General features: G+C 51.2%; 24 protein-coding genes and 1 pseudogene. 9 read left to right on the top strand and 16 right to left on the bottom strand.

From position 1 onward, the window contains the following. The coding region (locus EKK48_14390; GenBank protein ID RTL41547.1) for a hypothetical protein at positions 1-1,259 on the bottom strand (1,259 nt) is incomplete at its 3' end. Positions 1,260-1,433: 174 nt separating this feature from the next. On the opposite strand from EKK48_14390, the gene EKK48_14385 reads away from it, so the two are divergent. Next, positions 1,434-1,628: a hypothetical protein gene (locus EKK48_14385; protein RTL41546.1), complete on the top strand. Its 195-nt coding sequence runs from the start codon at positions 1,434-1,436 to the stop codon at positions 1,626-1,628. 201 nt (positions 1,629-1,829) lie between these two features. On the opposite strand, the gene EKK48_14380 is transcribed toward EKK48_14385, so the two are convergent. Together EKK48_14380 and EKK48_14375 are read right to left on the bottom strand one after the other, a co-directional pair. After that, positions 1,830-2,027 carry a DUF378 domain-containing protein gene (locus tag EKK48_14380; protein ID RTL41545.1) on the bottom strand — a complete coding sequence of 66 codons (198 nt, stop codon included), beginning with the start codon at positions 2,025-2,027 and terminating at the stop codon, positions 1,830-1,832. A gap of 257 nt (positions 2,028-2,284) precedes the next feature. Continuing rightward, a complete protein-coding gene (locus EKK48_14375; GenBank protein ID RTL41544.1) occupies positions 2,285-2,785 on the bottom strand; it encodes a hypothetical protein in 501 nt (166 codons plus the stop codon). A 205-nt stretch (positions 2,786-2,990) separates the two neighbouring features. On the opposite strand from EKK48_14375, the gene EKK48_14370 reads away from it, so the two are divergent. From EKK48_14370 to EKK48_14360, 3 genes are all read left to right on the top strand, one after another. Then, complete coding sequence (locus tag EKK48_14370) at positions 2,991-3,185, top strand: hypothetical protein (protein RTL41543.1); 195 nt, start codon at positions 2,991-2,993, stop codon at positions 3,183-3,185. 71 nt (positions 3,186-3,256) lie between these two features. Next, a complete protein-coding gene (locus EKK48_14365; protein ID RTL41542.1) occupies positions 3,257-5,197 on the top strand; it encodes a thioredoxin domain-containing protein in 1,941 nt (646 codons plus the stop codon). Further along, positions 5,194-6,057, top strand: coding sequence for a DUF547 domain-containing protein (locus EKK48_14360; protein RTL41541.1), 864 nt, complete (start codon positions 5,194-5,196; stop codon positions 6,055-6,057). Before EKK48_14365 ends, EKK48_14360 begins: the two co-directional genes overlap by 4 nt. Before the next feature lie 59 nt (positions 6,058-6,116). Here the strand turns inward: EKK48_14360 and EKK48_14355 are convergent, their stop codons facing one another. Both EKK48_14355 and EKK48_14350 read right to left on the bottom strand, forming a co-directional pair. Continuing rightward, entirely contained in the window at positions 6,117-7,190 is a 1,074-nt protein-coding gene (locus EKK48_14355) for a hypothetical protein (protein ID RTL41540.1), read from the bottom strand. A gap of 870 nt (positions 7,191-8,060) precedes the next feature. After that, positions 8,061-8,303 (bottom strand): hypothetical protein, encoded by a 243-nt coding sequence (locus EKK48_14350; GenBank protein ID RTL41539.1) that lies wholly within the window; start codon positions 8,301-8,303, stop codon positions 8,061-8,063. A 617-nt stretch (positions 8,304-8,920) separates the two neighbouring features. Between EKK48_14350 and EKK48_14345 the strand changes: the two genes are divergently transcribed. Beyond that, positions 8,921-9,511 carry a hypothetical protein gene (locus EKK48_14345; GenBank protein ID RTL41538.1) on the top strand — a complete coding sequence of 197 codons (591 nt, stop codon included), beginning with the start codon at positions 8,921-8,923 and terminating at the stop codon, positions 9,509-9,511. 746 nt (positions 9,512-10,257) lie between these two features. Here EKK48_14345 and EKK48_14340 read toward each other — a convergent pair. Continuing rightward, positions 10,258-10,443: pseudogene (locus tag EKK48_14340) on the bottom strand (hypothetical protein). A 158-nt stretch (positions 10,444-10,601) separates the two neighbouring features. Here EKK48_14340 and EKK48_14335 point away from each other — a divergent pair. Further along, positions 10,602-11,162 (top strand): hypothetical protein, encoded by a 561-nt coding sequence (locus EKK48_14335; protein ID RTL41537.1) that lies wholly within the window; start codon positions 10,602-10,604, stop codon positions 11,160-11,162. 205 nt (positions 11,163-11,367) lie between these two features. Next, positions 11,368-11,877: a DNA starvation/stationary phase protection protein Dps gene (locus EKK48_14330; GenBank protein RTL41536.1), complete on the top strand. Its 510-nt coding sequence runs from the start codon at positions 11,368-11,370 to the stop codon at positions 11,875-11,877. Here EKK48_14330 and EKK48_14325 read toward each other — a convergent pair. The 4 genes from EKK48_14325 to EKK48_14310 form a co-directional block, all read right to left on the bottom strand. Further along, positions 11,874-12,068: a hypothetical protein gene (locus tag EKK48_14325; GenBank protein ID RTL41535.1), complete on the bottom strand. Its 195-nt coding sequence runs from the start codon at positions 12,066-12,068 to the stop codon at positions 11,874-11,876. The genes EKK48_14330 and EKK48_14325 overlap by 4 nt on opposite strands. A 289-nt stretch (positions 12,069-12,357) precedes the next feature. Further along, complete coding sequence (locus EKK48_14320) at positions 12,358-12,564, bottom strand: hypothetical protein (protein ID RTL41534.1); 207 nt, start codon at positions 12,562-12,564, stop codon at positions 12,358-12,360. A 95-nt stretch (positions 12,565-12,659) separates the two neighbouring features. Next, the gene (locus tag EKK48_14315) at positions 12,660-13,337 is read right to left on the bottom strand and encodes a response regulator transcription factor (protein RTL41533.1); all 678 of its coding nucleotides are present in this window, start codon (positions 13,335-13,337) and stop codon (positions 12,660-12,662) included. A gap of 62 nt (positions 13,338-13,399) precedes the next feature. Then, complete coding sequence (locus tag EKK48_14310; protein ID RTL41532.1) at positions 13,400-14,692, bottom strand: hypothetical protein; 1,293 nt, start codon at positions 14,690-14,692, stop codon at positions 13,400-13,402. A gap of 146 nt (positions 14,693-14,838) precedes the next feature. On the opposite strand from EKK48_14310, the gene EKK48_14305 reads away from it, so the two are divergent. Then, positions 14,839-19,731 (top strand): hypothetical protein, encoded by a 4,893-nt coding sequence (locus EKK48_14305; GenBank protein ID RTL41531.1) that lies wholly within the window; start codon positions 14,839-14,841, stop codon positions 19,729-19,731. A gap of 114 nt (positions 19,732-19,845) precedes the next feature. After that, the gene (locus tag EKK48_14300; protein ID RTL41530.1) at positions 19,846-20,079 is read left to right on the top strand and encodes a hypothetical protein; all 234 of its coding nucleotides are present in this window, start codon (positions 19,846-19,848) and stop codon (positions 20,077-20,079) included. 177 nt (positions 20,080-20,256) lie between these two features. Here the strand turns inward: EKK48_14300 and EKK48_14295 are convergent, their stop codons facing one another. The 6 genes from EKK48_14295 to EKK48_14270 all read right to left on the bottom strand — a co-directional run bounded on the left by EKK48_14295 (position 20,257) and on the right by EKK48_14270 (position 26,625). Beyond that, on the bottom strand, positions 20,257-21,333 hold the full coding sequence (locus tag EKK48_14295) for a DNA polymerase IV (protein ID RTL41553.1): 1,077 nt from the start codon (positions 21,331-21,333) through the stop codon (positions 20,257-20,259). Between the two features lie 70 nt (positions 21,334-21,403). After that, complete coding sequence (locus tag EKK48_14290) at positions 21,404-21,955, bottom strand: O-acetyl-ADP-ribose deacetylase (GenBank protein ID RTL41529.1); 552 nt, start codon at positions 21,953-21,955, stop codon at positions 21,404-21,406. A gap of 11 nt (positions 21,956-21,966) precedes the next feature. Then, the gene (locus EKK48_14285; GenBank protein ID RTL41528.1) at positions 21,967-22,803 is read right to left on the bottom strand and encodes a hypothetical protein; all 837 of its coding nucleotides are present in this window, start codon (positions 22,801-22,803) and stop codon (positions 21,967-21,969) included. Positions 22,804-22,969: 166 nt separating this feature from the next. Then, complete coding sequence (locus EKK48_14280; protein RTL41527.1) at positions 22,970-24,583, bottom strand: DUF4388 domain-containing protein; 1,614 nt, start codon at positions 24,581-24,583, stop codon at positions 22,970-22,972. A gap of 144 nt (positions 24,584-24,727) precedes the next feature. After that, positions 24,728-25,951, bottom strand: a complete 1,224-nt coding sequence (locus EKK48_14275; protein ID RTL41552.1) for a Glu/Leu/Phe/Val dehydrogenase — start codon at positions 25,949-25,951, stop codon at positions 24,728-24,730. Positions 25,952-26,172: 221 nt separating this feature from the next. After that, positions 26,173-26,625, bottom strand: a complete 453-nt coding sequence (locus tag EKK48_14270) for an NUDIX domain-containing protein (protein ID RTL41526.1) — start codon at positions 26,623-26,625, stop codon at positions 26,173-26,175. Positions 26,626-26,660: the final 35 nt, after the last annotated feature.

Raw genomic sequence — 26,660 nt, 5'->3', positions numbered from 1 at the left:
TTGTTGTTGTTGTTGTTGTTGTTGTTGTTGTTGTTCGTCATTGATGCCGCCATTCCGGGCTTGAGCCAGACAGCCTGCTGTGCTGGTTTCGTTGGCACTGTCCATGATTGCGGCACTGCCTTTTGGGGACCGGGTATCGGCGCATAGAGAGGACTGACAGGAGGCAGTCCTGGTCCAGATCGCGTTGTGGTCGTTTTTACTTTTTCCGCTGAAGCGCCTGACTTGGCGAGCACTTCTGCATTGTCGTCTTGCAGCCAATCCGGCAAATTTCCTCTTACAATTCTGGCGCCGTTTTTTATTACAGGTGCAGTTTCTGCAATCGGGTGCAATTCGTGATCAGCGGCTGCCGGTACTGTGGCGCCCAAGAAAGGAATGTGCGGGAGGTCGGCCTTTAGCTGTGCTCGAATGAATTTGCTCAGTTCGTTCAATCGAACATCAGGGTGGCGCTCCAGCGCAGCAAATGCAGGTGAGTGAATTGGGTCAAGGAAGTCAGACTGGCGAAAGAGCAAACAGTCATCGCCGCCGCCCAGTTGATGCATCAACCTTGAATCGATTTGCAGGGCTCTAATGGAAGCATAAATAATCCAGGCAGAAAAATTGTCCAGATAGGGTCCGAAATGGTGTGCTGCTCTAGCCGGATGCTGGTAGTTTCGATGTCCTAATTCCCCGGCGCTGTAGCCTTCCATTGACGGTACAAACATTCCGTCGTAATCAACCAGACGTAGTTCGTCCCGGCACACTAAAATGTTGCCGTGTTGAAGGTCACCATGAGCGATACCAGCACGCTGCAGGTCTTGCATCATCCTGACAAATTTTTCGAGCAGCACCCCCAGTCTCACCGGATCTCCGAGGTGCTGAACAATGTAATCGTCCAGTTGGTCGCCTTCCAACCAGTCCATTTTCAGGGCTGGAAGCCAGTCTCCGTGTATTTTTATGCCTTGTTTGAGAAAGTCGAAGGTGACAGTGTAAGGAAGATCGTCGTGCTGAACGAAGTCAGAAATTAGAGCGTAACGCTCTTGTTGATCGTGGATGTTACTCAAAAACAGACGCAGAGCAAAATCTTTGTGCCGGCAATGCATTCTGTAAACGGAGGCGAATGAGCCAGTTATTGAACGTGGCAGATCAAGCGCATTTGTGTATGGAAGACCTTCTCGCAACTCGGGATCTTGCAGGCTGAGTTTTGGAACCTGAACAGCTTCGTTGTAATCTTGCGGTGTCGGCCACCAGACTAGTTTGGTTTCTGTTTTGGTTCGGTACATTCAATTGCACCCGAGTAACCACGTTCACTACATACCCAGAACAGGGTGAGTGCTTCTATCTGTCTGATTATGGGAATCTTAAGCTTGCAGCGAGAGTTAAATTGCATCGGCAGTGGAACAAATCATTTGTGGGCGCCCGTCTGAGGACGGGGCAATATTAGGCGGGAACGACAAATGTCTGAAATTTCTAAATCTGTCAAAGAACTGATCTGGCTTGCGACTTATTATGAGCGCAATGAGATGCCCGAAAACGCGCGCTTGATACGCGAGTCGCTAGAGTGCACGCGGCACTCCGCCGATGAATGGGCTCCGATCAGATATATCGAGCAGGCGGTCGAGAGACTGTCGGACGAGCGAAAGACAGCCTGAGGGTACAGCCTGCATTCCGGCGTTAAAAGCTCTCAGAGAGCAACGCAGACCCATTGTGCAGCCACCTTAACGGTCATATCTGTGGGCGAGTTTCCACCGCCCAACGATTTAAGCCCGCTACGTTCGGTTGTACTGTTATGCAGTTGTTTTTTTCTTCAGCTAGAACCGCAAACTTGCTAAGTTGCGGTTGTTTTTGGTTTCCTACGCGGCTTTGCTCTTCATCATCTTGAACGCTTCGTAAAGCGCACAGAGACCGACAAGAGCGTAGACTGCGCGTGTCATGGTGCTTCCATCGCCCAGCAGAGAAGTAACTACATTGTAGTTAAATGCGCCTACTAAGCCCCAGTTGATACCTCCAATAACGAGGAGGACGATTGCGAGTAGCTCCAGATTTTTCATGTCGTATCACCTTGAAGCATCAAACCCGGTTAACCCATAAATCCTTTCTATGAGCTGATTTGCATGCTTACGTACCAGTTTAGTACTGTCGGCGGTAGGAAGTCAAGAGGAACGGCGATTGAAAGCCTGAATATTTCCTGGTTTTGGCTCAACAGTAAATTTCCTGCTTGCTAAAAGGCAGACAGGCAGCTGTTTTTGAACGAGCAGGATCAATGCCACCATATATGGCTGCATTTCCACAAATTTGCTTTGCCGATCTATTTTGTGTTCGTTTGTCGTTGCATGGCGGCTGCGCCTTTTGGCACGGCGCTATCCGACTCGATGCGCACATAGAATAATCTGCCAATCTTGGGACCGCACATAGCACAGCTGTTTCCGGATATATACTTCGGTTTCCGATGCTTCGAAAAGAGTCTATTGCAACCTCTGCAGGTCGCCTGCCATGGACCTGGAGGCATGACGGCAGCTGCGCTTTTACGGCGCGGTGTGACGCCCAGTTTCTCGGCCATCTCCATCCAGACTGCGTTGTGTCCCTGGTCTGAGCCGACAAGGGCGTGGGCAATTTCATGCAGCAGAGTTTCTCGAACTACAGCTGGTGAGTTGTGTTCGATGAAGTATATCGAGAGCTCGATCCGCTTGTATTGGGAAAAACACAACCCCAGTGTGCGTTTTCTCGTGTTGGTTTGATAAGTCCAATCTTTGAGCTTATGTTCCTTAAGAAGCTGCCAGGCTAGCTTCTCCGCGTCTTTTACGAGCATTCATGGTCTCCATAACGCCAATTTCGATGCCAAAACGGCCCCGCTATCTTACAAAGATTTGTCGATTCAGTAACTCCTGAAACCCAGCAGAATGAGGAAGCTTAATGGCAAATCCCTTAAATATCTGGAATCTTTTTTGCGGTCGAACTGCGGAACTTCTGGCGAAGCGGTGCAGTCTTCAGCCAGGTGTGAAAAGGAATCTACGATGACACATGGATTAAGCGATAACTCCCAAAATGAGGTCGGCGCAGACCTTATAGATGCTTTTAAGGCGCCCTTCTCGGAGCCTGAGAAGCAACCGGCGAACCCTCAAACAGGTCTGATACTGTTCAGCTTCGGGCGCAATGGTGGTTTTTCCCGCCCTGTCGACAATTCGCACGAGAGAAGTTCAGTCGCCTGACCGTCGCAAGCAGGCAAGGAGCTGTACTGTAGTGCTATTATCCATACCTCGTACATGTATCGAGGTGTGTGATGGAATGGCGCAGGCATTGGAATCCCCTCTTCTTTTCCTTGTGGCTTACCTTGACTCCCGCTGTTCTCGCTGAGACCGGCAGTAATGGTTCGGCGCCTACATCGCAGTCGAAGGCACTTGTGAAAGCAACCGCGCCGACGTCCTCAAATTCCGCCGCCACATCCGCAAAGTCCGCCGCCACATCCGCAAAATCCACCGCAGCGACGTCCGCGAAGGTCCCCGCTGCAGTGCCCGTGCAGTGGCGCGATTGGTCGGGCGACATTTTTCAACAAGCCCAGGCTCAGCACAAGTTCGTTCTTCTCGATCTGGAAGCGATCTGGTGTCACTGGTGTCACGTAATGGATGAGAAGACCTACAGCCAACCTGAAGTACGGGCTCTATTGAACGATAAATTTTTAACAGTCAAAGTAGATCAAGATTCGCGTCCTGATTTATCTAATCGGTACGGCGACTATGGCTGGCCTGCTACCGTCGTCTTCAATCCAACGGGAAAAGAAGTGGAGATTCGCCAGGGTTTTATTCCGCCCAAAGAAATGGTGGCGATGCTTAAGGATGTTGTGAAGCATCCAAATGTGCAGAAAACAAAGATCGATAAACCCACTACCTTTTCAAAAGAAGGCGCGTTGACCCCTGCTCTGCGCAAGGAGCTGGAAAAGGCTCATGCCGACGGCTATGACACAGAAGAAGGTGCATGGGGTTTTCAGCAGAAGTTTTTAGATTGGGACAGCGTTGAATATGCCATTGCCAGAGCTATTGAAGGTGATAAGGTGGAAGCGCATCGGGCCAGAGAAACGCTCAATCAACAGCAGAAATTGATAGATCCGATTTGGGGTGGAGTCTACCAGTATTCAACAAACGGTGACTGGAATCATGCTCACTTCGAAAAAATCATGCAGATGCAGGCGGAAAACATGCGCGTCTACGCGCTTGGATACATGCTCTGGCGCGATCCCGCCTATTTGAAAGCTGCCCAAAATATTCATCGCTATTTAGAGGGCTTTCTCACCAGTCCGGAAGGTGCATTCTATACAAGTCAGGATGCCGATCTGGTTAAGGGAAAACACAGCGGTGAGTATTTCTCTCTTAACGATGCAGAGCGGCGTAAGCTAGGTATACCTTCGATCGACAAACATATTTATGCTCGCGAAAATGGCTGGGCAATCGCTGGTTTGTGTGATTTATACATGGCCACAGGCGACAAGAAATATCTCGAGCAAGCCCGTACGGCAGCTGAATGGGTGATTGCTCACCGTGGCACCAATGATGGTGGCTACAGACATGACGAGAAAGACATCGCTGGTCCGTATCTGGGTGACTCGGTTTCTATGGGTCGGGCATGTTTGATGCTATATACGGCTACAGCCGATCGTTCCTGGCTTAAGCGAGCGGAACAAACGGCTGATTACATCAGCAAACATTTCAATTATTCTCCCAAACCGGATGTGCGCGCAGGCTTTGTTACCTCTGCCGGTGCAAGTGGAGTTCAATCGGTGCCATTGCTGGATGAAAATGTAATGGTGGCTCGTTTCGCCAATCTTCTCTATCAGTACACAGGGAAAGCATCGTATAAGGCACTCTGTGCGCAAGCGATGCGATATCTGGCTGCGCCTGAGGTGGCTCGCACTCGCCATGTTCTGGTTGCCGGTATTCTTCTAGCCAATAAGGAGCAGGCCGGCGAGCCTGCGCATCTCGTTGTTGTCGGTAGCAAAGGAGATGAGACTGCTGCAGATCTCCATAAAATCTGCTTGCAGTATCCAACTGATTACAAGCGGATAGAATGGTTAGACCGGGCTGAGGGCGCGCCGCCTCGTACGGATGTCGAGTATCCCAAACTGACCAAACCAGCCACTTTCGTCTGTGCCGGAGAAACCTGCTCTGCTCCGCTGTATGATGTAGGCGCTGTGCAACAACGGATTAAAACGTTGACGGTAAAGAAATGAAATCACGTTTATTAGGCGCTGTCTGCTTGCTTGTTCTTTCGGACCCATCTGCTTATGCTGCGTTCGACAATCAGCATAAACTCTGGACTCACGAACTCAAGCAATATGTCGACGGCGATTTGATTCACTATGCGCGGTGGCAGAAGAAGCGCGGCAACCTGGAGAAATATCTGAAGGAATTAGCTGCGATTACTCCCGAAGAATATGACGATATGACGCACGACCAGCGGAAAGCTTTGTGGATGAATGCGTACAACGCTTTCACCGTAAAGCTGGTCCTGGACAATTACCCGATTGCCGGAAAAAATCCTTACTATCCGACCGACAGTTTCAGGCAAGTTCCCGGCGCCTGGGAGAAGTATCAAGTTACGGTGGCCGGAAAATCATACACGCTTGATGCTATTGAGCACGATATTCTGCGTGCGTTTCGCTACCCTGAAATTCACTTCGCTGTTGTGCCGGCAGCGAAAGGCTGCGCCGCTCCCAGGAAACGCGCATTCGTCTCCACGACCTGGGAAACGGACATCGCTCAGTGCAAGGAAAAATTTCTCTGCGACAAGAACAACGTAGCAATTGATCCAAAGCAAAAGACGATAACGGTTTCTCAGATTTTTAAGTGGTTTCCTCTCGACTTTGCCAAGGCATCCGGCATATCGACCCGCGTGCCGCCCCCGACTGATGATCAAATCGTTCTTGCTTACCTGGCAAAAAATTTGCCGGCAAGAGTCAAAGACGACATTCCTGATACAGATAAATTGGCTGACTATAAGGTGATTTATAAGCCCAACGACTGGTCGTTGAACGATGCTGACGCCGTGAAGAGACCGGAGATCGCAAAGAAAGAAAAGACGACTCCCTAGACTCCTCAGTAAAGACAAGGACTACCAGGGAGTTCTCTTTGGGCAGGCATGCCCTGATTCTATTTGCCTTTCGAGAGCGGATGAGGATTTGCTTTCAATGCCGCGGCGATGAAATTTGCAGCAATCGCCTGTCTCAGGCTGATGCCGATCTTTGGAGCCGGGTCTGGAAGTGAATTGTTGAAGGCGAGGTCGGTGTTGTTGTCGAAGTGCCCGACCAGATGCAATACCCGGCCTTTCTCATATCTGAAGGTACAGGCAAGAATTCCCGTATTGTCGATGCGCACACCGCCATTTCTGCTCAGTGCAAAAGCTCGGTTTGGATCCTGATACTCAAGTCGCTTGCTTTTGACCAGTACTGTAACGGCGTTTGGTTTAATGACTCTGACCATCTGGCACTTGTTGTCCAATTTCCAGTAGGACCGTGGCACCGTATTCAGTAGCAAATCACCATTGTCGGTTGCATCAGGGTTGTTGTTCGTCAAGGCATCTACCAGTTCGGAAGTAGAGTTGGCGCTGTTCCAGTCTACGAAGCCTGGAATCGCTCTGGCCAGGCAATTGTCCAGTGACCAGTCTGTTGTTATCAGATAGCCGCCGTTGGCTACGAACTCGCGAATTATTCCCAGTGTTGCTTGTGGAATTTCCCCTGCGCAATCTACGATTAATACGTTCGTATTGGCCAGAGATGTTTTAGCTAACGCACCCGGACTGATTTTTGTGAAATTCAGCCCGAAATTGTGCAGGGCGTGACCTGAATCATCCCACTGACCCTTAACTTCGATAATTGAGTCTTTGCTCATGGGAACCAGGTCTGGATGGGTCTGACTCAACCAGCCGCTGTACAGTTTGGGTGTCACGGTTACTGTTTGAGGAGGTCCGGCAGGCGGTGGCGGCTCGTTGTAAGGGTTGGCCAGTATGCCCTGCCGCTCCCTGACTTTAGTACTTGATACGCCGCCTTCCAACTCATGCGGGGTCTGCGGGCGATGACCATCGGTGACCCCGATCATCGGCACATCTGGGGAGGGTCGGTTTTCTTCACCAGGCAGTCTTTTCGGTGCTGCTGGTCTCTGGGGTAATTGGAAGCCCGATACCGGATCTTCGACCCAGTCCGAGGCTCCTACGCTTGTGCCAGCCAACGTAAAAGCCAACGAAATCATTGTAAAACGGATGATTAGACGGAGCGAGCGCAGAGCAGTGACCTCTCAGGGCAAACAATTTGATTCTAAAGCAAATCGTCCTGTAAATGCTCAAAAACATAGAATGCGGACCACCCTTACGATGTTCCGCACTCCACTCCCCAAAAATTCAGACTGCACCATATCTGGTGCTCGTGCTTGCTGTATGAAAGGATAATGTATTGCGCGATGAGTTTAAATGTTTGACTGTGCACAGACATTTGCGCAATTGCACAGTTTAGAAGGCTAATTCAATTGCTTTTTTTGCTTGACAAGGGTCCGGGCGAGCGTATAATCCTTACTGCACCCCTGATGACAAACGTATCAACTTCACTTCCCCGAAGTTGCACCCATCCGTTTACTAAGCAAAAATGCTCGTCTGCTTGCGCAGGTTAGAGCACTACGAGTCAATCCAATGCATCAATCTAGGACCGCATTTGAGGGAATGCGGAAGATTCGTCATCGTCACTTAACTGAGCTGTGCTGCGGTGAAGCCGCGACAGCCAGATCACTCATCTGATTTCCCACGGTATCTCTGGTAAACACAATATGCCTATACAAACACCGACACCTGTTCTCAAGTCTCAATCTTATATCGCATCCGCGCCATCTCAGAGTGGTACTGACCTGGAGTCTATCAAGCTTTTATTAGCTGCATTTTTTCTGGCCGTTCTCGCGTGCTTGATAGCAGTTGGTATTTCAAATGCTATCTGTATTCATTTTTCACCAACAAGTGAATTGAATCAGGCTGTTGCAAAATAGGCTGGTCACCGGCCGCGGTGCCCTCTGTTTGCCTGTCAAATTTGCTGTGGTGTATGGTGGGAACAGCCGCTACTCTTCGCAAGCCGCCTTATAGATTTCGTAGATCTCGTCGATTCTTTCATTCAAACGTTTTATGCGTTCTTCGTTTCCTGGTCGCGTTTGAAGAAATTCAACGAGTGCCATCAGCGCAAGGCCCGCTTCGCCACTTTGCAGTCCATATTTTGTTTCTGCTGCCAGCAGCTCTTGCTCCAGACCTTGTAGTCGATCTTGCGCAATGGGCACAGCAATATTTGTGTCTGAATCATTTCGCAATTGAAAAATCTCCGAGCACCAGATGTAATTTATGGTGGTTCCTGAATTTATTCTATCAAGCGTTGGCGATACGCTCGTCATCCTAAAGAGCTAACCAACCTGGTATCCAGAAAGTGGTTTAGCCACCTGTAGGTAGTCTTGAAGAGTGATTTCCGAAAGTCTAAATAAGTCGCGATCGTCAGAACGTGATCGGATCTGCCACTGTATTCGGTGCCGTTCTTGTGGTCAGTTTGCTACTTGTGCTGAGTGCTGCAGATCCTGAAAAGGCAAGTTTTAAGAGCATTTCGCGCTCGGGCATCAAGACAGACTGGAATATATTAAGCCTGGCTCATGATTTGACTCGGACCTCTTAAGATGCGACCGCAGGGGCGTCGCTATTCCTCCTTCCGAATGGTTTTATTCAGCCCGGAAAGCAACCGGCCGATAGAAGTTTAACTAATGCTAATACTTTGGGTTGAGAGCGAGGTTGAACAGAGTTCAATGCTGCCGAAATCTTTTTCGAAAAATTAGTTTGGAAATATTTTGGTAATACTCTTTGCCAATAATGCAAAGTGGAGTCAAGTTACCAACTTTCGCAACCTGTCTTTTGCCCCCCTTATTTGGCAGAAGGAGTACTCATGCGCACCCAGATTTTTTGTTCGGTTTTCGCCGTTTTTGCATTCGTCAGTGCTGTACCTGCCTGTCATGCGCAGGCAGTGGCGGCTCCGGAGCGTCAGACTTACGCGCCCGCACCGCGCACACCGCTGCGTCCTGGGGTCCGGTACACGACCGGCTCTTACGTCGTGTCGGGACCGGGTTGGGAAAAGCAACTTACTAGCGGCAATCCCAACTTAGGACATTGGAATTGGATTCCCGTCATCGGTTACACACAGTCGACCGGTACTACCTCCAGGCAGGCTGTTCATGCTCCTGTACCAGAGCACAGATCTGTCTACGTGAAGCCGAATCATATAGCGCTACCTGTGGTGGAGCATGGCACGTCTAAGCAGACAACCTATGCAGAACCTGTTGCACCTGTGCATTTGAGCAAGCAGACAGGCAGCGAAGATGAGGCTGGATATACGACTCACACTCATGCCGTGCTCAGTTACGCCGATGACTATCGTCGACCTGACGGAAGTTCTGGTTTTCATTCGACAAGCACTGTTCACGGCGTTCTGGCACACAAAGGTGTCGGAGCGATGTTGAGTCAGTCGATGCGTTATTGAGGGGCGCACTATGACTCTCGATTTGCCGAATGCGGCCCGCATGAACTGTCACAACGAGCGATCTGAAGCTGTTCAGCGCGAACAGCCTGTTGCCGGTGATCCGCGCGGCGACTTGTCTCGCCATGTTCAGAGACTTTTTGACGAACGTGGAAATGCTTGTCGACCCTGTGACAGCGCCAATCGTTTTTTGCCTGACTACCAAGGTGCTGGTGAGACGAATTCGGCTCGGGCGCAGGCTCGGGATCAGGGTCCTGAAAGAAGTGGTGGCGCGCAGGACCAACTGCAACAGCATCGTACGCGGCTTCTGCTTGATGGTTCTGCCTCTCCGGAACAACGCCTGGCAGCTGTTCGCGAACTTTCCAATGCCGGAATCAATAATTTGACGATATGCGGTAATGACGGTCAATCGTACAACCTGCGATTGGAGACAGAGCAAGCCGGTTCTCGCCAACTCATTCATTTGTTCGTAACTGGTGCTGATGGAAAAGAGCAAACTGTTCTGCGTGGTGTTGCCGGTCAGAATGGTCAGTTCGAGCGGGAAAAGGACAGATGTGGAAATCCAGTTGGATGGTACGGAACTGGCGCCGCGAAATTGCAAAGCGTGGTCACTGCCGATGCTCCTGATACTCAGCGACGCACTTTGCGCGGAGCACATCGGGAAGACCTGGAGCGACCGGATCCGTACCGGGGGCCCGATCGTTATGAACGACCGGATCCGTACCGGGGTCCCGATCGTTATGAACGACCGGATCCGTACCGGGGTCCCGATCGTTATGAACGACCGGATCCGTACCGGGGTCCCGATCGTTATGAACAACCGGATCCGTACCGGGGCCCGGATCGTTGTGAACGTCCGGATCCGTACCGGGGCCCGGATCGTTATGAACGACCGGATCCGTACCGGGGCCCGGATCGTTATGAACGGCCGGATCCGTACCGGGGGCCGGATCGTTATGATCGACCGAATCCGTATCAGCGTGGTCCGTACGATAGACCGAATCCGTACGAGCGACCGCCTTATCAGCGTCCATATGACGGTCCACCAGACCGGCAGTTTGCGCCTCCTGCTGATGGCTTAGACAATCCGAGATTGCGTCCTGGTCCCTTTGACGGTCCACCCCAGCAAGGCGGCGGTCAGTGGATGGAGCGTGCTGCACAAGATGCTCGTGGTCAAGCTCGCCAGTTGGTACAAACAACTGCGGGAGTCTATGTACGTGCGGGTATGGCTGTTGACGCTGATGGCTCTCCGCGCGCACGTCAAATCGATCCTAGTGGTCAGGTTAATACGAGCATGCGCTACGCCGACAACAGGTCAGTCAATGCCGAAGTGGTTCCGTATATGGTGCTGCCGGGAGGCTCCTACCAGCGTTTTGGCGTTCAACTTGGAGACATGGCTCTAGTGCGAAATAAGGACAACGGCAGAATGGCCATTGCTGTTTTTGCCGATGTGGGACCTCGCAACAAAATCGGTGAAGGTTCTATCGAACTGGCGCGCGAGCTGGGACTGAATCCTTCTCCGACGCGCGGTGGCACAAACAAAAACAGTATCGAGTATCTGGTTTTGCCCAATACTCATGGAGCCCGACCTCGCAACGAACAGGAATTGATGGCTAGAATTGCCGAACAGCGTCGGAGATTTGGAATCGGCTGAGAGTCGCCTTTCAGCTACCGACAGTTTACGAAAAATTCGGAACTAAACTGCTCGAGCTGCGTCCCAGGGGTTGTAGTTTCCTGACTCAGCCGCTGCAGTTAAGGAAGTCGAAGGTGAAGGAGGAGTACACTACACCTCCTGGATATAGATGGCGTCGGAAACTCGCTCGAGTTTCCATGAGGCGCTATCACGTGAGGTACATGAAATGGCGAACGCTACAAAGGCAGCTCCTAAACTCTACAAATCAAGAATCGATTTGCCGGAGTCAACTCGCAAAGAAGTAAGCGAACTTTTGAACGAAACACTGGCTGCGACGCTTGACGTCTGGTCACAAGTAAAACAAGCACATTGGAACGTTAAGGGCAAAGATTTCTATCAATTGCACCTTCTGTTCGATCAGATCGCTGGTGAGCTTTACGAATATGTAGACCTCGTTGCCGAGCGAATTACAGCTATCGGCAGCACTGCCCATGGCACCGTACGCATGGCTGCTCACAGCACACCATTGCCTGAATACCCACTGGATGCTGTTAACGGTAAAGAGCACTTGACCGCAGTTGCTGAACGCCTCGCTGCTTATGGCAAGCATGTGCGGGCAGGCATCGATAAAACAGAAGATCTCGACAAAGACACAGCAGACCTGTACACAGAAATCTCGCGCACCACAGATTTGCGTCTATGGTTTATTGAAGCGCACTTGCAAGCTGATTCCTAAGCTCGCTTGCGTAACTGTTCAGCCTGTGCCGGCGGTGTTTCATTGACACTCCGGCGCAGTGACGCGAGTGCCTGTAGGCTTGGCCAGATGACTTCTTTCATCTCGTCAACTTCGTAGGTGCCTATTTCGTGTCTCTCATAACGTGCGCAAATGTCTTCCCAGAGCTCGAAGAGCTTTTTGGGATCGCACAAGTCGCGCGCGCGTTTTTGAAACTCTAATAAGTCAAAAGATTCGATGGCGCTACCCTCCTGCGGTTTCTACTAGAAGGATGTATACAATTCCATCTTATGTCAAGTTAGCTTTTATGTCGATAACCGTGGGTGGTGCCTCCATCGGTTATATGGCAGGGGTGGCACCGCATATAGTGTGCTGAAACCCGCCACCGGCCCGTAGAACCCCAGCGGGCTCAGTTTTCACTGAGCCCGCCCCTTCGTAGAAAAACCGTGTCTTCCACTGACTATTTAATTGTGTGGAGAAGACTTAATCGTCGCTGCCGTCCAAAATCATTACTTGTGGTTGGTTGGCGGTGCGAATCGTCAATAGAGTGCGGAGGTGTGTGAGGGTGTTCGAGATGAACTTGTTGTAGGATTCAACGAAATCCACTTCCTTCGGTTGTGGTTTAACAATGCACTGCAGCTCTTTCAGGCTGATGCGTTGGAAATCACTCTGCGAAGTGTGCTTGCTCATTTAATACGCCCTCAAATTCAACGCCGTTCTCTATGGTTAGAGAATAGAAGAATTTTGTGGCAAAGTTGTGGAAAGCAAAAAAGCTTCAAAAATTTCTATGAAAGCCCGTCCAGCTTATATCCTACGCCATGAACGGTTGACAACATGGACGGCTGACCCTGCTGGTCGATTTTTTTCCGCAACCTTTTTATATATGTTCGGATAGTCTCGGGCGATGATTCAGAATCGGACGACCAGACCCGGTCAAGCAGTGCCTCAGCGCTGAAAACCTGGTTCGGATGGCGCATTAAAAATTCGAGCAGGGCGAACTCTTTGGGCAAAAGGTTGATCTCTTTGCCGCTGCGGCTGACTTTAAAGGTGGTTGGTTCGAGCGACAGCTCACCGACCTGCAGAACCGAACCGGTCAGGGCCACAGGGCGCCGTAAAAGTGCACGTATGCGGGCTGACAGCTCTTTCATCTCGAACGGCTTGGTTAAATAGTCGTCGGCGCCGGCATCTAAGCCCGCCTCTTTTTCGTCGACGTGCTTCTTTGCCGTGAGGAGAAGAATCGGTGTGGTTCCGCCGCCATCCCGGAATCTCTTGCAAACGTCCAGACCGCTGATTCCAGGCAACATCCAGTCCAGGATGACAATGTCGTACTTGTAGAATTTCAGCCGATCGAGTGCATCCTCGCCGGTTTCTACAACTTCGACCACGTGATGTTCGTTTTTGAGCCACTCTCCAATCAGCATGGAGAAGTCGGGTTCATCTTCGACAACTAGAATCTTGGGCATGGGGGAGAGGAGTTCCGGATCTGGATTCCAATTTTACTTCAATGATACCCACTCAGCCGTTTTCAGTAGCCTAATTTCCCGGCAAGATTCTTGGCTGAACGCATTACCGCATCTGAGTTGATGTAGCGGAATTCGGCGAATCGCCCACATCGATGTAGCCCGATCGAGTCGAGATAGTCGTTGACGATGCGCAGATTCTGGCTGCGTGCCAGATCGTAGACGACGTAGGCGTGTTTGACTCGCCTTATATCCGTGGTCAGCACATCTGAGCGACTGGCGATAAAGCCCTCCTGCTTCAAACCCTGAATGACTGAATCGATTATCTCGTCATCGCTTTTAACCCAGATCGAGTCGCCTTCATTGGCTGTGATTTCGGCTACTACCGGTGAGGCGCCAGCTTCGTTTCGCTGCCCGAAGAAGTTGTAGAAGCAAACACGATGGAATACCAGATGCTCCTGTGGAAAGTAAACTCCGAATTGCTCTCTGTTCTGGGGATTTCGTACACCCAGCATGACGACCAGAAGCGAGTTGTGTTTAAGCGCTCGTGCTGCTGTAGCCACTTCTTCAGGCACATCTTGCAGTACTGAAATTAGATAGGGAAGTGGAATTGTGGAAATTACCTGGTCGTATTCATGGGCGCTGGAGTGGTCGCTGACCAGCCACTTAGCGCCGTGCTTTCGCACTTTTTGAACGTTGAAGCCTCTTGTTATTTTTCCGCGCAATGAATTTTCAATTGCGAGCGGCAGGGCCTGAAAGCCACCGCTGGACGGATAGAAGAAATTGAGCTGTTGCAGATTGCCTTCAGTCGGTATACCGATTGCCGATTTCATAACGTCTTCGGGTGGCGGTTTGGGAATCCTTTCCACCCAGTCGCATGCCATTGACCGTGGTGCCATCTTCCAGATCTTCCGATTGTAGGGAATCAAGTATCGTTCCGCGATACCCCGCCCAAACTGGTTGAACATCCAGTCTTCAAAGTTGCGTTGGGGGCGCTGCGGATTGTTCAGAAACGACCACAGGCAGTCGAAAAGGTCGTCTTTTTCCAGTGCCGCCAGGTCATTCTCAAAGGGATACTTAACCAGCCGCTGCTTGTACCATACGGCATTCTTTCGAACGTGGGCGTCGACGTTACCGCGGAGCAGGTCGAGCTCGAGGTTGAGTATTTCTTTGTCGGAAGAGAAGACGACGTGCCCTCCCAGGTCATATGTCAGCCCGTCTTTGTGGAAACTGCGACAGAGCCCGCCCAGCACTGGCGCTTTTTCGAGGATTTCGCAGTCTTCACCGATAAAGTGGGCGAGGCTCAAACCAGCGATGCCGCCGCCGATTATGCCGATTGGTCTGGATTCCGAAGTCATTTATCTTTCTTAAAAGCCCATGATATGGGTGTTTGGGGCGCGGATGGGAGATTCCCCATTGTTTGGGGTAAGAATTAATCGTACCCTTGTCGCACGATCAGATGATAGATCAGGCGACAGGCGTTTCAGCGAATAAGGTTCGTCATATGACTGAAGCTAATGAGCTTCGCAATCCGACCAAGCCGGAGCCACCGGCGGAGCAGCACAAGGGTATCACCGATATTCTTGGCGATGCCGTTCATTCGGCTCTTTATACGGCTGTTCAGGAACCAGTCAGTGGCGTTACTCAAATTGTTGATGAATTCGCCGGTACGAAGTTTTTGCCCAAGGTGCAATTCTTAGACGCGCCAGTGCAGGCCAAATTTGGCACTGCCGACTGGCACGCTCAGCAGGTGGGCAGCGCTGTCGGTATGCTTCTACCTTTCATGGTGGTTGGCAAAGGCGTGCGAGGCGTGCTTGGCACTTCGGCTGAAGAAGCGAGCTTGATGTCTCGCAAGGCTGCTTTTGGTATGAGCATGAAGGAAGCCGGTTTGACTGGTTTTGCTTATGACGCGCTGCTTAAACCGAGTGATACGAATCACACTGGCGGTGTGGGCGGATTTTTGCTCGATCGCGGCACGCAGGGCGCCATCGGTGCCGGTACATTCATGACATTGACCGGCAGTAGTATCGGACTGCGCAGTCTGGGCGGAGCTGCTGTCGAAAAATCGGCATTTTTGCCTCTGCTTAAAAATCCCATTGTTAATGGAGTTCTTTCGGGCGTTCCGGCTGGTTTATTCACTGCTGAAGCCCATTCGTTGGCGAAGACAGGTCATCTGGCGTCGGGCGAAGAAGTTGGTCAATCTGTATATGGAATGTCCTTGATTGGCGGTGGCTTCGGCGCTGTTCATTCATTTACTGCACCGCGTGAGAATGGAGCACCTTCGCGTTATGACGCTACCAAGTCCGCCATACAAGATGGGCTGAGCAGCGTGCCGGGGCGTCTTGATGCGGTGAAGACGGTTATTCAAGAAGGCTTGACGTTGCCTGAACCGACATCAAAGCTTGGTTTGAGCTTGCGCGGCGGTGACGGCGAAAATTCAGTTTCGCCACCGCCAAAATCTGGTGAGGGCGTTGACCCGGCTAAAGTTGACCCGCCTGCAACACCTGATGCAACCCCCGAGATTGCTAATCCAATAGGAGAGACCGTTCCGCCTGCAACGGATCTTTCATCTGGTGAACTCTCCGCTGGGCTTGAGGCGCTGGCTGCTAAGTGGGGCGCCAGGCTGGAACCCGAGGGGGGGAAAGGTAAAGGTAAGGGAAGCAAAGGCAAGGGAAGCAAAGTCGTTGAGCCAACCGAGGGTGAAGCAGTTGAGCCACCTGTAGAAACCGGTGCGGCTCCAACCATCGATATGCTGCCCAAAGGTGATAAACCACCGGTAATAGTTAACGCTGACTTGCGCGATGCCACTGCAGACAGTGCATTGCCACCTGAACGCAGAACTGAAAGTTCAGACGCCAGTGCAGCAGCCGGCAAACGCAAAATCACTATTCCGGAAGTTGAAACTGCTCGTCATGCTGATTTGATTGAAGGCGCCAAGCAACTCAATAGTGTTCTTAAGCTTGAAGATGCTTCCAAAGCGGCTGAAGATCGAGCCATCATGGCTGAGACTAGAGCTCGCGATCCGCTTGCCTCGACCACGCTCACAGATGCGGCTAAGCAAGCGCGCGAAGAAGCTGTTCAAGCGAAAAAGGACTATGAGGAACAACGTCAGAAATTTACTGAGTATGTTGAAACGAATGGTCAGGGACTGCAGAAGCATCTCGAATCTGTTGCAGTGCAACTCAAGTATCCAGAAAAGGCGCTTGAGCTGGTTAAGCATGACTTCGCTGTCAAGGAAGGGCGTGATCTGTTAACCACTGCCGCCGCGGATGGTGCCACATATGAGCAGCAGGCTGCATTCGACCAGTTCGTGCGTGAACGAGGACAGAGCGTTCGTCCTGAGTTAGATCGCATTGCCGAAGAGCAGAAGAATTCAGATATCGCGCGAGCCCTCGTCGACCGAGCCTTTGAGCCTCGCCAGATCAATGTTCAAGTTGAGGACGTTGGTCAGCAAGCTGCGATGAATGTCGGCGCTCGCATCTTAACCGCAGATGGTGGCATAGATGCGGCTGCGTTAAAGAAATTTGCTGATGATTATGGTCCTGCGATGGAAAAGCATATGCTTACCGCCGCAGATCAACTTGGTTTCGGCGTAGACGCAAAAATCAAAATCGGCGAGGCTTATCACGGTGAAGCTTTCCGACAGGGCGTCGAGTTGTTGCAGCGTACGCCGCTTGATGTGGATGCATTCAAGCAATTTGCGGAGAACGATGGCAAGGCGCTTGAAAAGCAAATGTGGCAAACTGCCATCGATCTTGGACTTGATTCGACCACACAGCTTCAGGTATTTGAAGCTTACCGGGGCGTTCAATCATGGGTGCCAATCGATGATGCAAACGGCGATCCTATTTATCGGCAAAAGGTTGACAGTGCCGGCAAATTAGAATTTGATGCCGAGGGCAAGCCGGTTTATGAAACAACGAAAGACGGGCAGCCGGTTCGCGAAACAGTAGCTGTTGATCCTGCAAAGGAAGAACAGTTCCGCAAAGTGGTTCAGATCCTGGAAATCGTCAGCAAGGACCCAAATTCTCCGCCTGCTTATATGGAAGTCGTGCGGCAAGCACTCAAGAGCCCCGACAGTGAAGGGCTGAGCGAAGCGCTGGATTGGTATGCGACCAGAAGCGGCAATGAGCGCTTGCAGGCTTTACTTCGTGAAGGGAATTTTCCGATTGAAAATTGGGAAGTAAGCGGTAAACCTGCCACTATTCCAATGGCTGATTTGTTCCCTGCCACACCTGAAGGTAATGCCGCTAAGGCTCGTGTGCAGGATTTCAGCGATATTTTGGAGTCACTGAAGACAGCCTCGCCCGAGGAACTGGCTGAGAAGCGCTATGACGTGATGGATTGGCTGAGACGAAATCCTGAACTGCATGACGCTGCGCGTCGGATAGGAGAAAACACTAATAGCAGCCGTGTTGCTGGAGTTCTCGATACGTACTTCGGCACTGAAAATCTGAAGTCGTTTATCGCAGCGAAAGATAAGTATGAGAAGGTCGCTGCGGAAATAACCCCAGAAATGGTGGCACGCATGCAGCAGCCGGGCGCGGATCTGTTCTGGGAACTGGCTCCAAAGCCGCCTGAAACGCCACGCATGTGGGGTGGCAATGAGAATATCAGCGAAAGCAAGCATGCTCTGAGAACACGCCAACTTGAAGATGGCAGTGTTGTAGCGGAATTCAATCCCGATAGAAACCCTGACCGCGTGGCTAAAGTCACTGATGAACCGAGTGGTCAAAGAACCGTTGAGTATGCTGATGGTTCGAGATTCATTCAACGACCCGATGGTATTGATATAGATCAGATGCCTGACGGCAGCTGGAAAGCGAGCTTCCCGAACGGCAATTATTTGATCGAATATGCTCAGTCTGCCAAGACCGATATCGACAAAATTATCTATGAGAACGGCAAAGCGACTACACTTTATCGCGATGGCAAAATCGAACATGCCGGCGTTGAAAATCAAACCGCCTGGAAGAATATTGATGGAACAGTGGCTGAGCCAAAACCAGCCGAAGTCGCCGACAAGCCAGACGGTCCGCTGGGACCGAATGTTCGCAGTCGAGCAGAGTTGGCAGACCTCGTTTCGAAGCTGGGCAGCAGCGATTATTCAGAAGCGCGCACCGCTGCAATTAATTTGAAAAACAGCTTCGGTCAGATGACTGACACTCAGTTTGTTCAGTGGTTGAACTTCGCGCTTGGAACACACCCTGATACCTTTAGCGGCTCTGGACGGCAGTTGCCCAACATTGCTGATCTCCACTTGCTCCAGGGTGGTCAGGTTCTTCTTGAGAATAATGTTCAGCGCATGCTTCGCGGTGGTGACACGCTGGCTGAGCAACAGTCTCCCGAGGGGCAGGCTCGCGCGTTTGAAGGACGTAACATAATTCGTCAGTTCCTCGATGCACCAGAGGGACGTCCTAACACGCTTCAGTATCCGGCATGGCTTGTGAAAGAGAACATGCTGCCACCGGAGAGCTGGCCTCAAAACGTTCGCAAAGATGTGCGCGCCCGCTTCACACCGGACAAATTGCCACCGGAGATCGCTGATTATCTTGCCAACAACCCCGAGAAAGTCCCTAAGCCGAAGGTGGAGATTGGTGCGGACGGACAACCAAAGCCTGCCAGAACGCCGCGCGAATTCAGTCTGCCTTCCGATACGCTGCCGTCGCGTCTACGTACGATGTCAGATGTTTTGCAGTTCGCTCCTAAGGACATTCAAGCCAAGCTGCTTAGCCTTGGTGCTGATGACGCTCGGGCTGTGAATGACATCATGCAGGTGGTCAAGCCGCCTAAAGAAATGCGCGACAGACAGCCTGCCGAATTCACCGAATTGCTGCAATTGACTGTTCCGCAAGCGCGCGATATTTACACAGTCAAGTTGTTGATTCAAGCGATTCGCGATGCCAACTGGGCGCAGCAGAAAAATCCAGATGCCTATGCTGCTAATCACGACATCGCTACGAAGGCTGCTTTGCAGCTTATGCCTGATTCACCTGCAGCTCAAGCACGCGTGCTTGCACTTGTGGACGGACTCTCTTCTGGAGAAATAAAAGTTCCGTTTTTACCGAAGGGCGAGTCACTACCGGAGGTCCCTAAACCGACGGTAGGAGGTCACAACGGCAAGATCGAGCGGGAAGCAGGCTTGCGACCAGGCGAAGAGGCACCGATGGATGATCCAAGCGGAGAAGTCTATCCGATGGATGAGGCTCCGGTTGATGAATATCCTGATCCCTTGAATGATGGAGCTGGAGGAGCCAATCTTCCGCCATCCGAATTTTCCTTAGACGATTGGACTGGCACCAGGGAACCTGATCCGGCGCTTGACGGCTTTGAACATGGTGCTAATGACGCTTTGGATACTGGTTTGGTCGATCCTACTGATGAGCACGGACTCTAGTTCTGCATCCTTCGAGATATCTTGCTTGCATCTTTCCGCTTCCGAGCGGAAGTGGATCGGCTAATATAGACGGCGAAGATTGTGAATTCTCAGTTTCAGAAAGGTTGAGTAGCTATGTCGCTGCAAGTTATCAAGGATGCTATTGCGAACAAGAAGATGACTTGTCCGCAATGCAAAAAGCCGATTCAGAAGTACGATAAGTACGCTGAGACTATCGACGCGGTGCGTGATGGACTCGGCTACACCGACATAGATTCACGCGGATCACGTGTTACTCTGACGTGCGGCAACGCTGGCTGCGACTGGACTGAGCGCACAGAGTACTGGACCCAATACATCGAAGATTAGGAACACATGGAGCGCCCGCGTCCCGCGGGCACCGACGACCTGATGGAACGCCCGCGTCCCGGGCACCGAAGTTCCTTATGGAGCGCCCGCGTCCCGCGGGCACCGAAGCACGCGAGCTGCGTGCGTTCCATGATTGAGTGCACCAAGGCACGCGAGATGCGTGCGGTCCATGGTTTGTCAGTATTTGAAGTCGATCATTAGTTGCACGTACTCTGACTCCTCACGCTCACAGTCGAGATTTGAGAGAGCAAGACCAAGCAGTCTCACATGTCTTTGTTCTATTTCAGTCGAGTCCAAAAGTTCGAGCGCCAGTTTCATTATCTCATCAACAGTCTGTATAGACGCAGTCATGGTGCGGCTGCGCGTTACCTGTTGATAGTCGCCATATTTGACTTTCAACGTCAATGTTCGGCCGCTTGTTTCGCTGTTGTCGATTCTTCGCTTCAATGTTTCGGCGATTTCTTGAAGCGCTTCGATTACCGATTGCCGCTCCACCAGGTCTTCTGCATAGCTCTCCTCTGCACCCAATGATTTGCGAATCCTATTTGGAATAACCGGTCGATCGTCGCATCCTCTGACTATATTGAAATAGAAACTGCCTACTTTGCCGAAGCGATTGATCAAATCCGGCTCGCTCCAACGCTTCAGGTCTGCTCCAGTAAAGACCCCCGCGTTGTGCATCTTTTCTGCGGTGACATGACCGATGCCGTAAAATTTTTCGATTGCTAGTTTTTCTACAAATGATTCTGCCTGATCGGGTGGAATCAGAAAGAGACCGTTTGGTTTATTGACTGCTGATGCCGTTTTTGCGAGGAATTTGTTTATTGACACTCCTGCAGATGCAGTCAATTGCGTTTCTTCGAATATGTTCTTCTTTATCTCTTTAGCGATCAGTGTCGCTGATGGAACTCCGACTTTGTTTTCAGTTACGTCCAGGTAGGCTTCATCAAGAGAGAGCGGCTCGACCAGATCTGTAAAGCGATGAAAGATCTCTCTGATTTTGTCTGAGATCTCTTTGTAGACGTCGAAGCGTGGGCGAACGAAGATTAGATGCGGACATTTTTGCAGAGCGGTGCGCGCGGGCATGGCTGAGTGAATGCCATATTCGCGTGCTTCATAGCTTGCTGCTGCTACCACGCCTCTTTGATCTGGCGTGCCTCCGACTACTACCGGCTTGCCCCGATATTTGGGCTGATCACGCTGCTCGACCGAGGCGAAAAATGCATCCATGTCGACATGAATGATTTTGCGAATCATCTGAGGCTGAGATGTCACGCACGACTCCGACTTGGGCTTGCTTAAGTACAGCAGCGGGCTGGACTACCTAGGACAACTTAGCAAATTTTTCCGCGAAGGCGTCGTATGAAAATTGGTCGAAAAGCACAAATCTTATGTCACTAAGCGTAGTATCAGTTTGGCAAAATTCATGCACTGTGTCTAGTGCTATTTCGGCGGCTTCCTCTAGCGGATATCCATATGCACCGGTACCGATAGATGGAATGGCAATACTCTTGAGTTCGTAAGTGTTGGCGAGCTCAAGAGAACTTCGGTATGCATTACGCAAAATCTTCGGCTCGTCTACGCGGCCGTCTCGGTACTTGGGTCCGACTGTGTGGATGACATATTGACATTTCAGTTTGCCACCACCAGTGATGACGGCATGACCTGGTTGGCAGCCGCCTTCCATTCGTCGAATCTGGTCGCATTCTTCCATGATCGCAGGTCCACCAGCTCGGTGAATAGCGCCGTCTACTCCGCCGCCGCCGCGCAAGCCTGAATTGGCCGCGTTGACGATAGCATCGGCTTCCTGCCGCGTGATGTCGCCGCGAATCAGCGTCACTGTCGTTCGCTGGAATTGTTTAGTAAGGTCTGGCATCGCTGCTCAAACTAAGCTTGCAGCACTTTGCCAAAACGATCGTAGTTGAAGGTCTTGACTGTGCCATCAGGATCAGTCACTTCTTTGCGGGATGCGAACATCGCTTTGCGACCGCCTTCGTCGTTATAAGCGAAGCGCGTCACTGTGCTTTTGCCGTCGGTTCCGATATCTTCTTGCAGAGTCGGTCTGGCGTACTTGTCTGTCACCACGGCGCTCATTGAACCATCTTTGCTGCTCAAAGTGCAGGTCGTGAAGTCATCGGCCGTGTATCGGTGCCTGAAAACGCTGCCGCCATCACTGTGTTTGATCGAAAGGTCGTAGGAAGCGTTGGCAAACTTGTCGCCTGTTTCTCTTTGAATTGCTTGAAACTCTCCAAATGAGAGAGAAGGAGTGCGTTTTGCTGCTTGTGTCTCGTCTGGTCGCGCCGCTTCAACCGTTTTAGCAGCCTTTATAGTCGAAAATTCTGGTGGGTTGAAGGAGAGTGTTTCGACCGGTTTGCCGCCATCTGTCTTCACCGCTGCATCATGCAGTCCTTGTTGATCGGCGTGGCTGTACGCGGCGGGCTCGCTCTGTGAGCGACCGAATATGCCGGCGTAACTTTTGAGAACTCCGGCGCTGTTCACTTCAGATGAACCGGAGCCGTAAGTATTTCCACCCAGGTCGAGCGTCGTAGGCGTCAGTGGTGGTGCTTTGACTTTTAGAGCCAGATTTTGCTCGCGACTTTGTGAAAGCGGCGGCTCACCAGAAATGTCATTCAGATTAAGATTGCTTACGACATCAGATTGACGCTGACCCGCATCAAATGCTGCTCTCGATGTCATTACGCTGTGAAACGGATTAACGCTCATTGCCACCCATGCGTTCGGCTACCAAATGCATTTTGCATTCGTTTTTCCATCATTGCAATAGTTTGTCTCAGGGCATTTACCCCGGGCACTAGAAATCTGGAGGCATGCTGAAGTCATGCGCGAATAATATTCTAATTGTGCTGACCCTAATGTCAAGCAGATTTTATCAAGACTGCGCCATGATTTCGCGGGCAAGCACAACTCGCTGCTGGGAGAATTTTGCTTTGTCTCGTGCTTTACGGGCGGCAATTAGAACTTTATCTAATTCCTGACAGTCTTCAGGAACTGTAGCTACCCCGAATGCCAGTGCCAGACTGCGTGAGTCCATATCTGACGATAGAGGTGCTTCGCGTAAAACGTCAGCAATTCTATTTGCCAGTGCGCTTGCGGCGGTGGAGTTGGTGTTGGGCAGAAGCATCGCGTAGTCGAATGTTTCGTAATGTCCGAGCATATCGACTTGTCTCTTAACGAGAGAAATTCTTTGCATTGCTCGGCGCACTGCCAACATTTGTAACGCTTCTACAAGTCCATCCGGCCCGCCTTTTCGCTGGCCAATAGAGAAGACCAAAAGTGAGAAGGGCAGGTTGAAGTATTCGTATCGTAGATACTCCTGGTCCAACAAGTAAATGAAGGCAGGATAGCTGAGGATTCCTGTTTCAGGTCGCAGCAGGTTTTTCAGTACGCCCTGAACAGCTGCTTCGTCAACGCCGAGAGCCTTCAATGTAGCCAATCGGTTTTGTTGTGGCGCCTGGTCAGTGATTTGCACCAGTCCGCAGCTGACAAGATTGAAGAGAATTGGCACCCAGTCAACTTTGCTCATCGGCCGATTGCGCAACAGATCGAACAGTGTATTGCGGTTGTCTATCAATTCATAGAAATCGAGCTGTTGCTCAAGACCGATGGGAGCGCCTTTGGCGACGCGCGCTGCAAATTCTTCTTCAGAAATCATGGCGTTCTTTTTCACCAGGCATGATTCCAGTTTCAGACCAGCAGTTTCCAGGTATTTGTTCTGGTCGAGCAGAGCAACGCCTTCCATCAGCATCGAATCCAGTCGTTTGTTGATGGTTCGCTCGTTGGTTCGCTCATCCGGCCAGAAGCGAAACTCTCCGTTTGCCCATGTGATCAATTCAATCAGGGCGTTGTCACCTTTCAAATCTTTGAGCACACCATGCAGGGGAATGCCGTCTTGAAAGTAAATCTCTGAATTCTCTGTGCGACTGCGTACATCAAGTCGGCCTGTCATTTTGGCGAGATTGATTGATTGCAGCAAGTTCGGTACCTGGAGATTTTTCAGATCTCCTTCCAGAGTAGCTTTAGCACCGGGTCGGGGTGGGTCGAAAGTGATGCCGCTACCGCTGCTCACTTGTGTAGGGGTCTGTCCCATGCCGCCGGTTGTTCCGCTCATTTGCGACTCGCCGGCTTTCCCCATAAGTGCGCTGGAGGGAATTACATCTTCCAGTTGGTCGCCGCCTGAACTGGTCATGATCAAGTTGGCAATCAGACTCAAGTCGCGGCTGGCGTAATTCCAGATTGCTGATTGACCGGCATTAGTGACCTGGAACAATGACCAGTTCGGGTCTTCTTCTCGATTGTCATATTTGACCGAGAGAATGTATTCCTGTTTGCGGTCACTGGCCGAATAAGGCAGTTCCACCCAACGACCAAGGATCTTGTTTGCCTCTTGCATCAAAAATTGGATGTCGCCATAGCTCGGCATCGCCGATTGCTTTGGAAGACGTACGTTTCTTGGAGATTGAGATGATTTGCCGGTATTAAACATGTTTTGCTGTCTTCCGATTCTGCCAGTCGCCCATTAAATTGGGCTAATACACTCTTCCACGCCAGAGCAATTCTCTACCGCATTTATCGGCAGCTCCATAGAGAAAAAAACGGGGGCTTGTTTGCCCCCGTTTTCTGATGTTCTCTACGGATAGAGTCCGCGAAGTTTTTTCGCTTCTGCCAATTTTGACACGCCGATTCTCAGCGCTGCCATTCTCGGGCGTAAGCCTGATTTTGTGCTGAGCTCGAGAACCTGGTCACAAGCTCTGCCCATGATTTGTTCGAGGCGGCTGTTGACTTCGTCTTCGGTCCAGAACAAGTGCATCAACCCCTGTACCCACTCGAAATAGCTGACGGTTACGCCGCCGGCATTGGCGAGAATGTCGGGTATAACGGGAATGCCTTTCTGGTGCAGAGCAAGGTCGGCTTCAGGGCTGGTTGGACCGTTGGCGCCTTCAACGACAATCTTGCAGCGCAGGCGGTCGACATTGGCTTTGGTGATTTGATTTCCCAGAGCCGCAGGCACCAGCACATCGCACTCGAGTTCGAGCATATCGGTGTTGCTGATTGTCTTGCTGCCTGTGAATCCTTCCACCTTGCCCATCTCTGTGACATAGGCGAGCAGTCGCGGAATGTCCAATCCATCAGGATTATAGATGCCACCATGCACATCGGAGACGGCGATGACTTTGTAACCTGATGCATGGAGCAGTTTGGCGGTTATAGCGCCGACATTACCGAAGCCCTGCACTACTACTGAAGGGGTTTTGGCTTTGATGCCGAAGTGGTCAACGGCGCGACGCACGCAGAAAGCGACTCCGCGGCCGGTTGCCTCATGGCGTCCGAAGGAACCGCCGATTGAAACTGGTTTCCCGGTCACCACGCTGGGCACCGTGTGACCGACGTTGATGCTGTATGTATCCATGATCCAAGCCATCGTCTGCTCGTTCGTGTACATATCAGGTGCTGGAATGTCTTTGTCTGGTCCGAGCAGATTGATGATTTCGGAAGTGTACCGGCGGGTCAGTCTTTCTAACTCACCTTGCGACAGTTTCCATGGCTCGACGCGGATGCCACCTTTGGCGCCACCATAAGGCAGCCCCATCAGCGCACACTTCCATGTCATCAACATGGCCAGGCAGGAAACTTCGCCCAAATTGACCTCAGGATGATATCTGAGACCGCCTTTGGCTGGTCCTAGAGTGACGTCATGGTGAACTCTGTAACCCGTAAACGACTTAACTGTTCCGTCGTCCATGCGGACCGGCACGGTAACAATCAGCGCTCTTTTCGGATAACGCAGTCTTTCATGCAACTCTGGGTCTAGACCCATTTCTAAAGCGATCTCGTCCAACTGACGTTGCGCCATCAGGAAGTGCTCTGTTTCACACTCCATGGTCGGTTTTTCAACCGACTTTACAGCCATCATCGTTCCTCCTTGGGCCTCTAGGGCCAGTACAAAACTTAACTGTTGGTGTAATGGTAACCGAGTCATCCTCTGTATATCTTGGGTAGATACACTGCAATCGCGGTAAATTTTTTCTTACAACAAAAACGCTGTTTAGAACTGCTGAAAGGCGCGTCGTTTAGCTACTTTTTCGACTTCCGAGGACGTTCCTCATTAAGCAGATCCTCTAGACGCAAGAGAAGCGGAAACTGGTCTGGATGAATGATCTTTTTTGCGTCTTCCATGACCACGAATTCAGCGCGATCTACTTCCCATGAGGTGCAACTGGGAGCTGCGTCTTTCGGCGATGGTCCGGCAAAACAATGCACTCGCTTGCGGCTCTTGGTGTATTCGACGTAGCCAAGTGTTTCCAGGTCACCAGGCGTGACACCAGTTTCTTCTTCAGTTTCGCGGCGAGCGGCATCTTCCAGATCTTCACCCTCATCAGGCAGTCCTTTCGGAATGCTCCAGGGAGACTTTTTGTTGTAGTTGCCGGAGGGATGAACGAGCAGGACTTCAAGATTTTTCTTCTTGAATCGATAAAGAAGTGTGCCTGCTGTCTGTTTCACTGAGGGGTCCGCTGTGCTTCTGGCTATAGAGTACTGATCCTAACTTGGCGGCGCTTTAATTA

Source organism: Candidatus Melainabacteria bacterium (genome assembly GCA_003963305.1).
GTDB lineage: Bacteria > Cyanobacteriota > Vampirovibrionia > Obscuribacterales > Obscuribacteraceae > PALSA-1081.
This window is presented reverse-complemented; position numbering and strand designations above follow the sequence as displayed.

What these genes read in the sequence shown, in the direction of transcription:
- EKK48_14320 (RTL41534.1), bottom strand. Translation starts at nt 12,564, where the DNA reads ATGAGCAAGCACACTTCGCAGAGTGATTTCCAACGCATCAGCCTGAAA.
- EKK48_14280 (RTL41527.1), bottom strand. Translation starts at nt 24,583, where the DNA reads ATGTTTAATACCGGCAAATCATCTCAATCTCCAAGAAACGTACGTCTT.
- EKK48_14315 (RTL41533.1), bottom strand. Translation starts at nt 13,337, where the DNA reads ATGCCCAAGATTCTAGTTGTCGAAGATGAACCCGACTTCTCCATGCTG.
- EKK48_14380 (RTL41545.1), bottom strand. Translation starts at nt 2,027, where the DNA reads ATGAAAAATCTGGAGCTACTCGCAATCGTCCTCCTCGTTATTGGAGGT.
- EKK48_14310 (RTL41532.1), bottom strand. Translation starts at nt 14,692, where the DNA reads ATGACTTCGGAATCCAGACCAATCGGCATAATCGGCGGCGGCATCGCT.
- EKK48_14345 (RTL41538.1), top strand. Translation starts at nt 8,921, where the DNA reads ATGCGCACCCAGATTTTTTGTTCGGTTTTCGCCGTTTTTGCATTCGTC.
- EKK48_14330 (RTL41536.1), top strand. Translation starts at nt 11,368, where the DNA reads ATGGCGAACGCTACAAAGGCAGCTCCTAAACTCTACAAATCAAGAATC.
- EKK48_14375 (RTL41544.1), bottom strand. Translation starts at nt 2,785, where the DNA reads ATGCTCGTAAAAGACGCGGAGAAGCTAGCCTGGCAGCTTCTTAAGGAA.
- EKK48_14305 (RTL41531.1), top strand. Translation starts at nt 14,839, where the DNA reads ATGACTGAAGCTAATGAGCTTCGCAATCCGACCAAGCCGGAGCCACCG.
- EKK48_14300 (RTL41530.1), top strand. Translation starts at nt 19,846, where the DNA reads ATGTCGCTGCAAGTTATCAAGGATGCTATTGCGAACAAGAAGATGACT.
- EKK48_14365 (RTL41542.1), top strand. Translation starts at nt 3,257, where the DNA reads ATGGAATGGCGCAGGCATTGGAATCCCCTCTTCTTTTCCTTGTGGCTT.
- EKK48_14290 (RTL41529.1), bottom strand. Translation starts at nt 21,955, where the DNA reads ATGCCAGACCTTACTAAACAATTCCAGCGAACGACAGTGACGCTGATT.
- EKK48_14360 (RTL41541.1), top strand. Translation starts at nt 5,194, where the DNA reads ATGAAATCACGTTTATTAGGCGCTGTCTGCTTGCTTGTTCTTTCGGAC.
- EKK48_14370 (RTL41543.1), top strand. Translation starts at nt 2,991, where the DNA reads ATGACACATGGATTAAGCGATAACTCCCAAAATGAGGTCGGCGCAGAC.
- EKK48_14275 (RTL41552.1), bottom strand. Translation starts at nt 25,951, where the DNA reads ATGGCGCAACGTCAGTTGGACGAGATCGCTTTAGAAATGGGTCTAGAC.
- EKK48_14285 (RTL41528.1), bottom strand. Translation starts at nt 22,803, where the DNA reads ATGAGCGTTAATCCGTTTCACAGCGTAATGACATCGAGAGCAGCATTT.
- EKK48_14385 (RTL41546.1), top strand. Translation starts at nt 1,434, where the DNA reads ATGTCTGAAATTTCTAAATCTGTCAAAGAACTGATCTGGCTTGCGACT.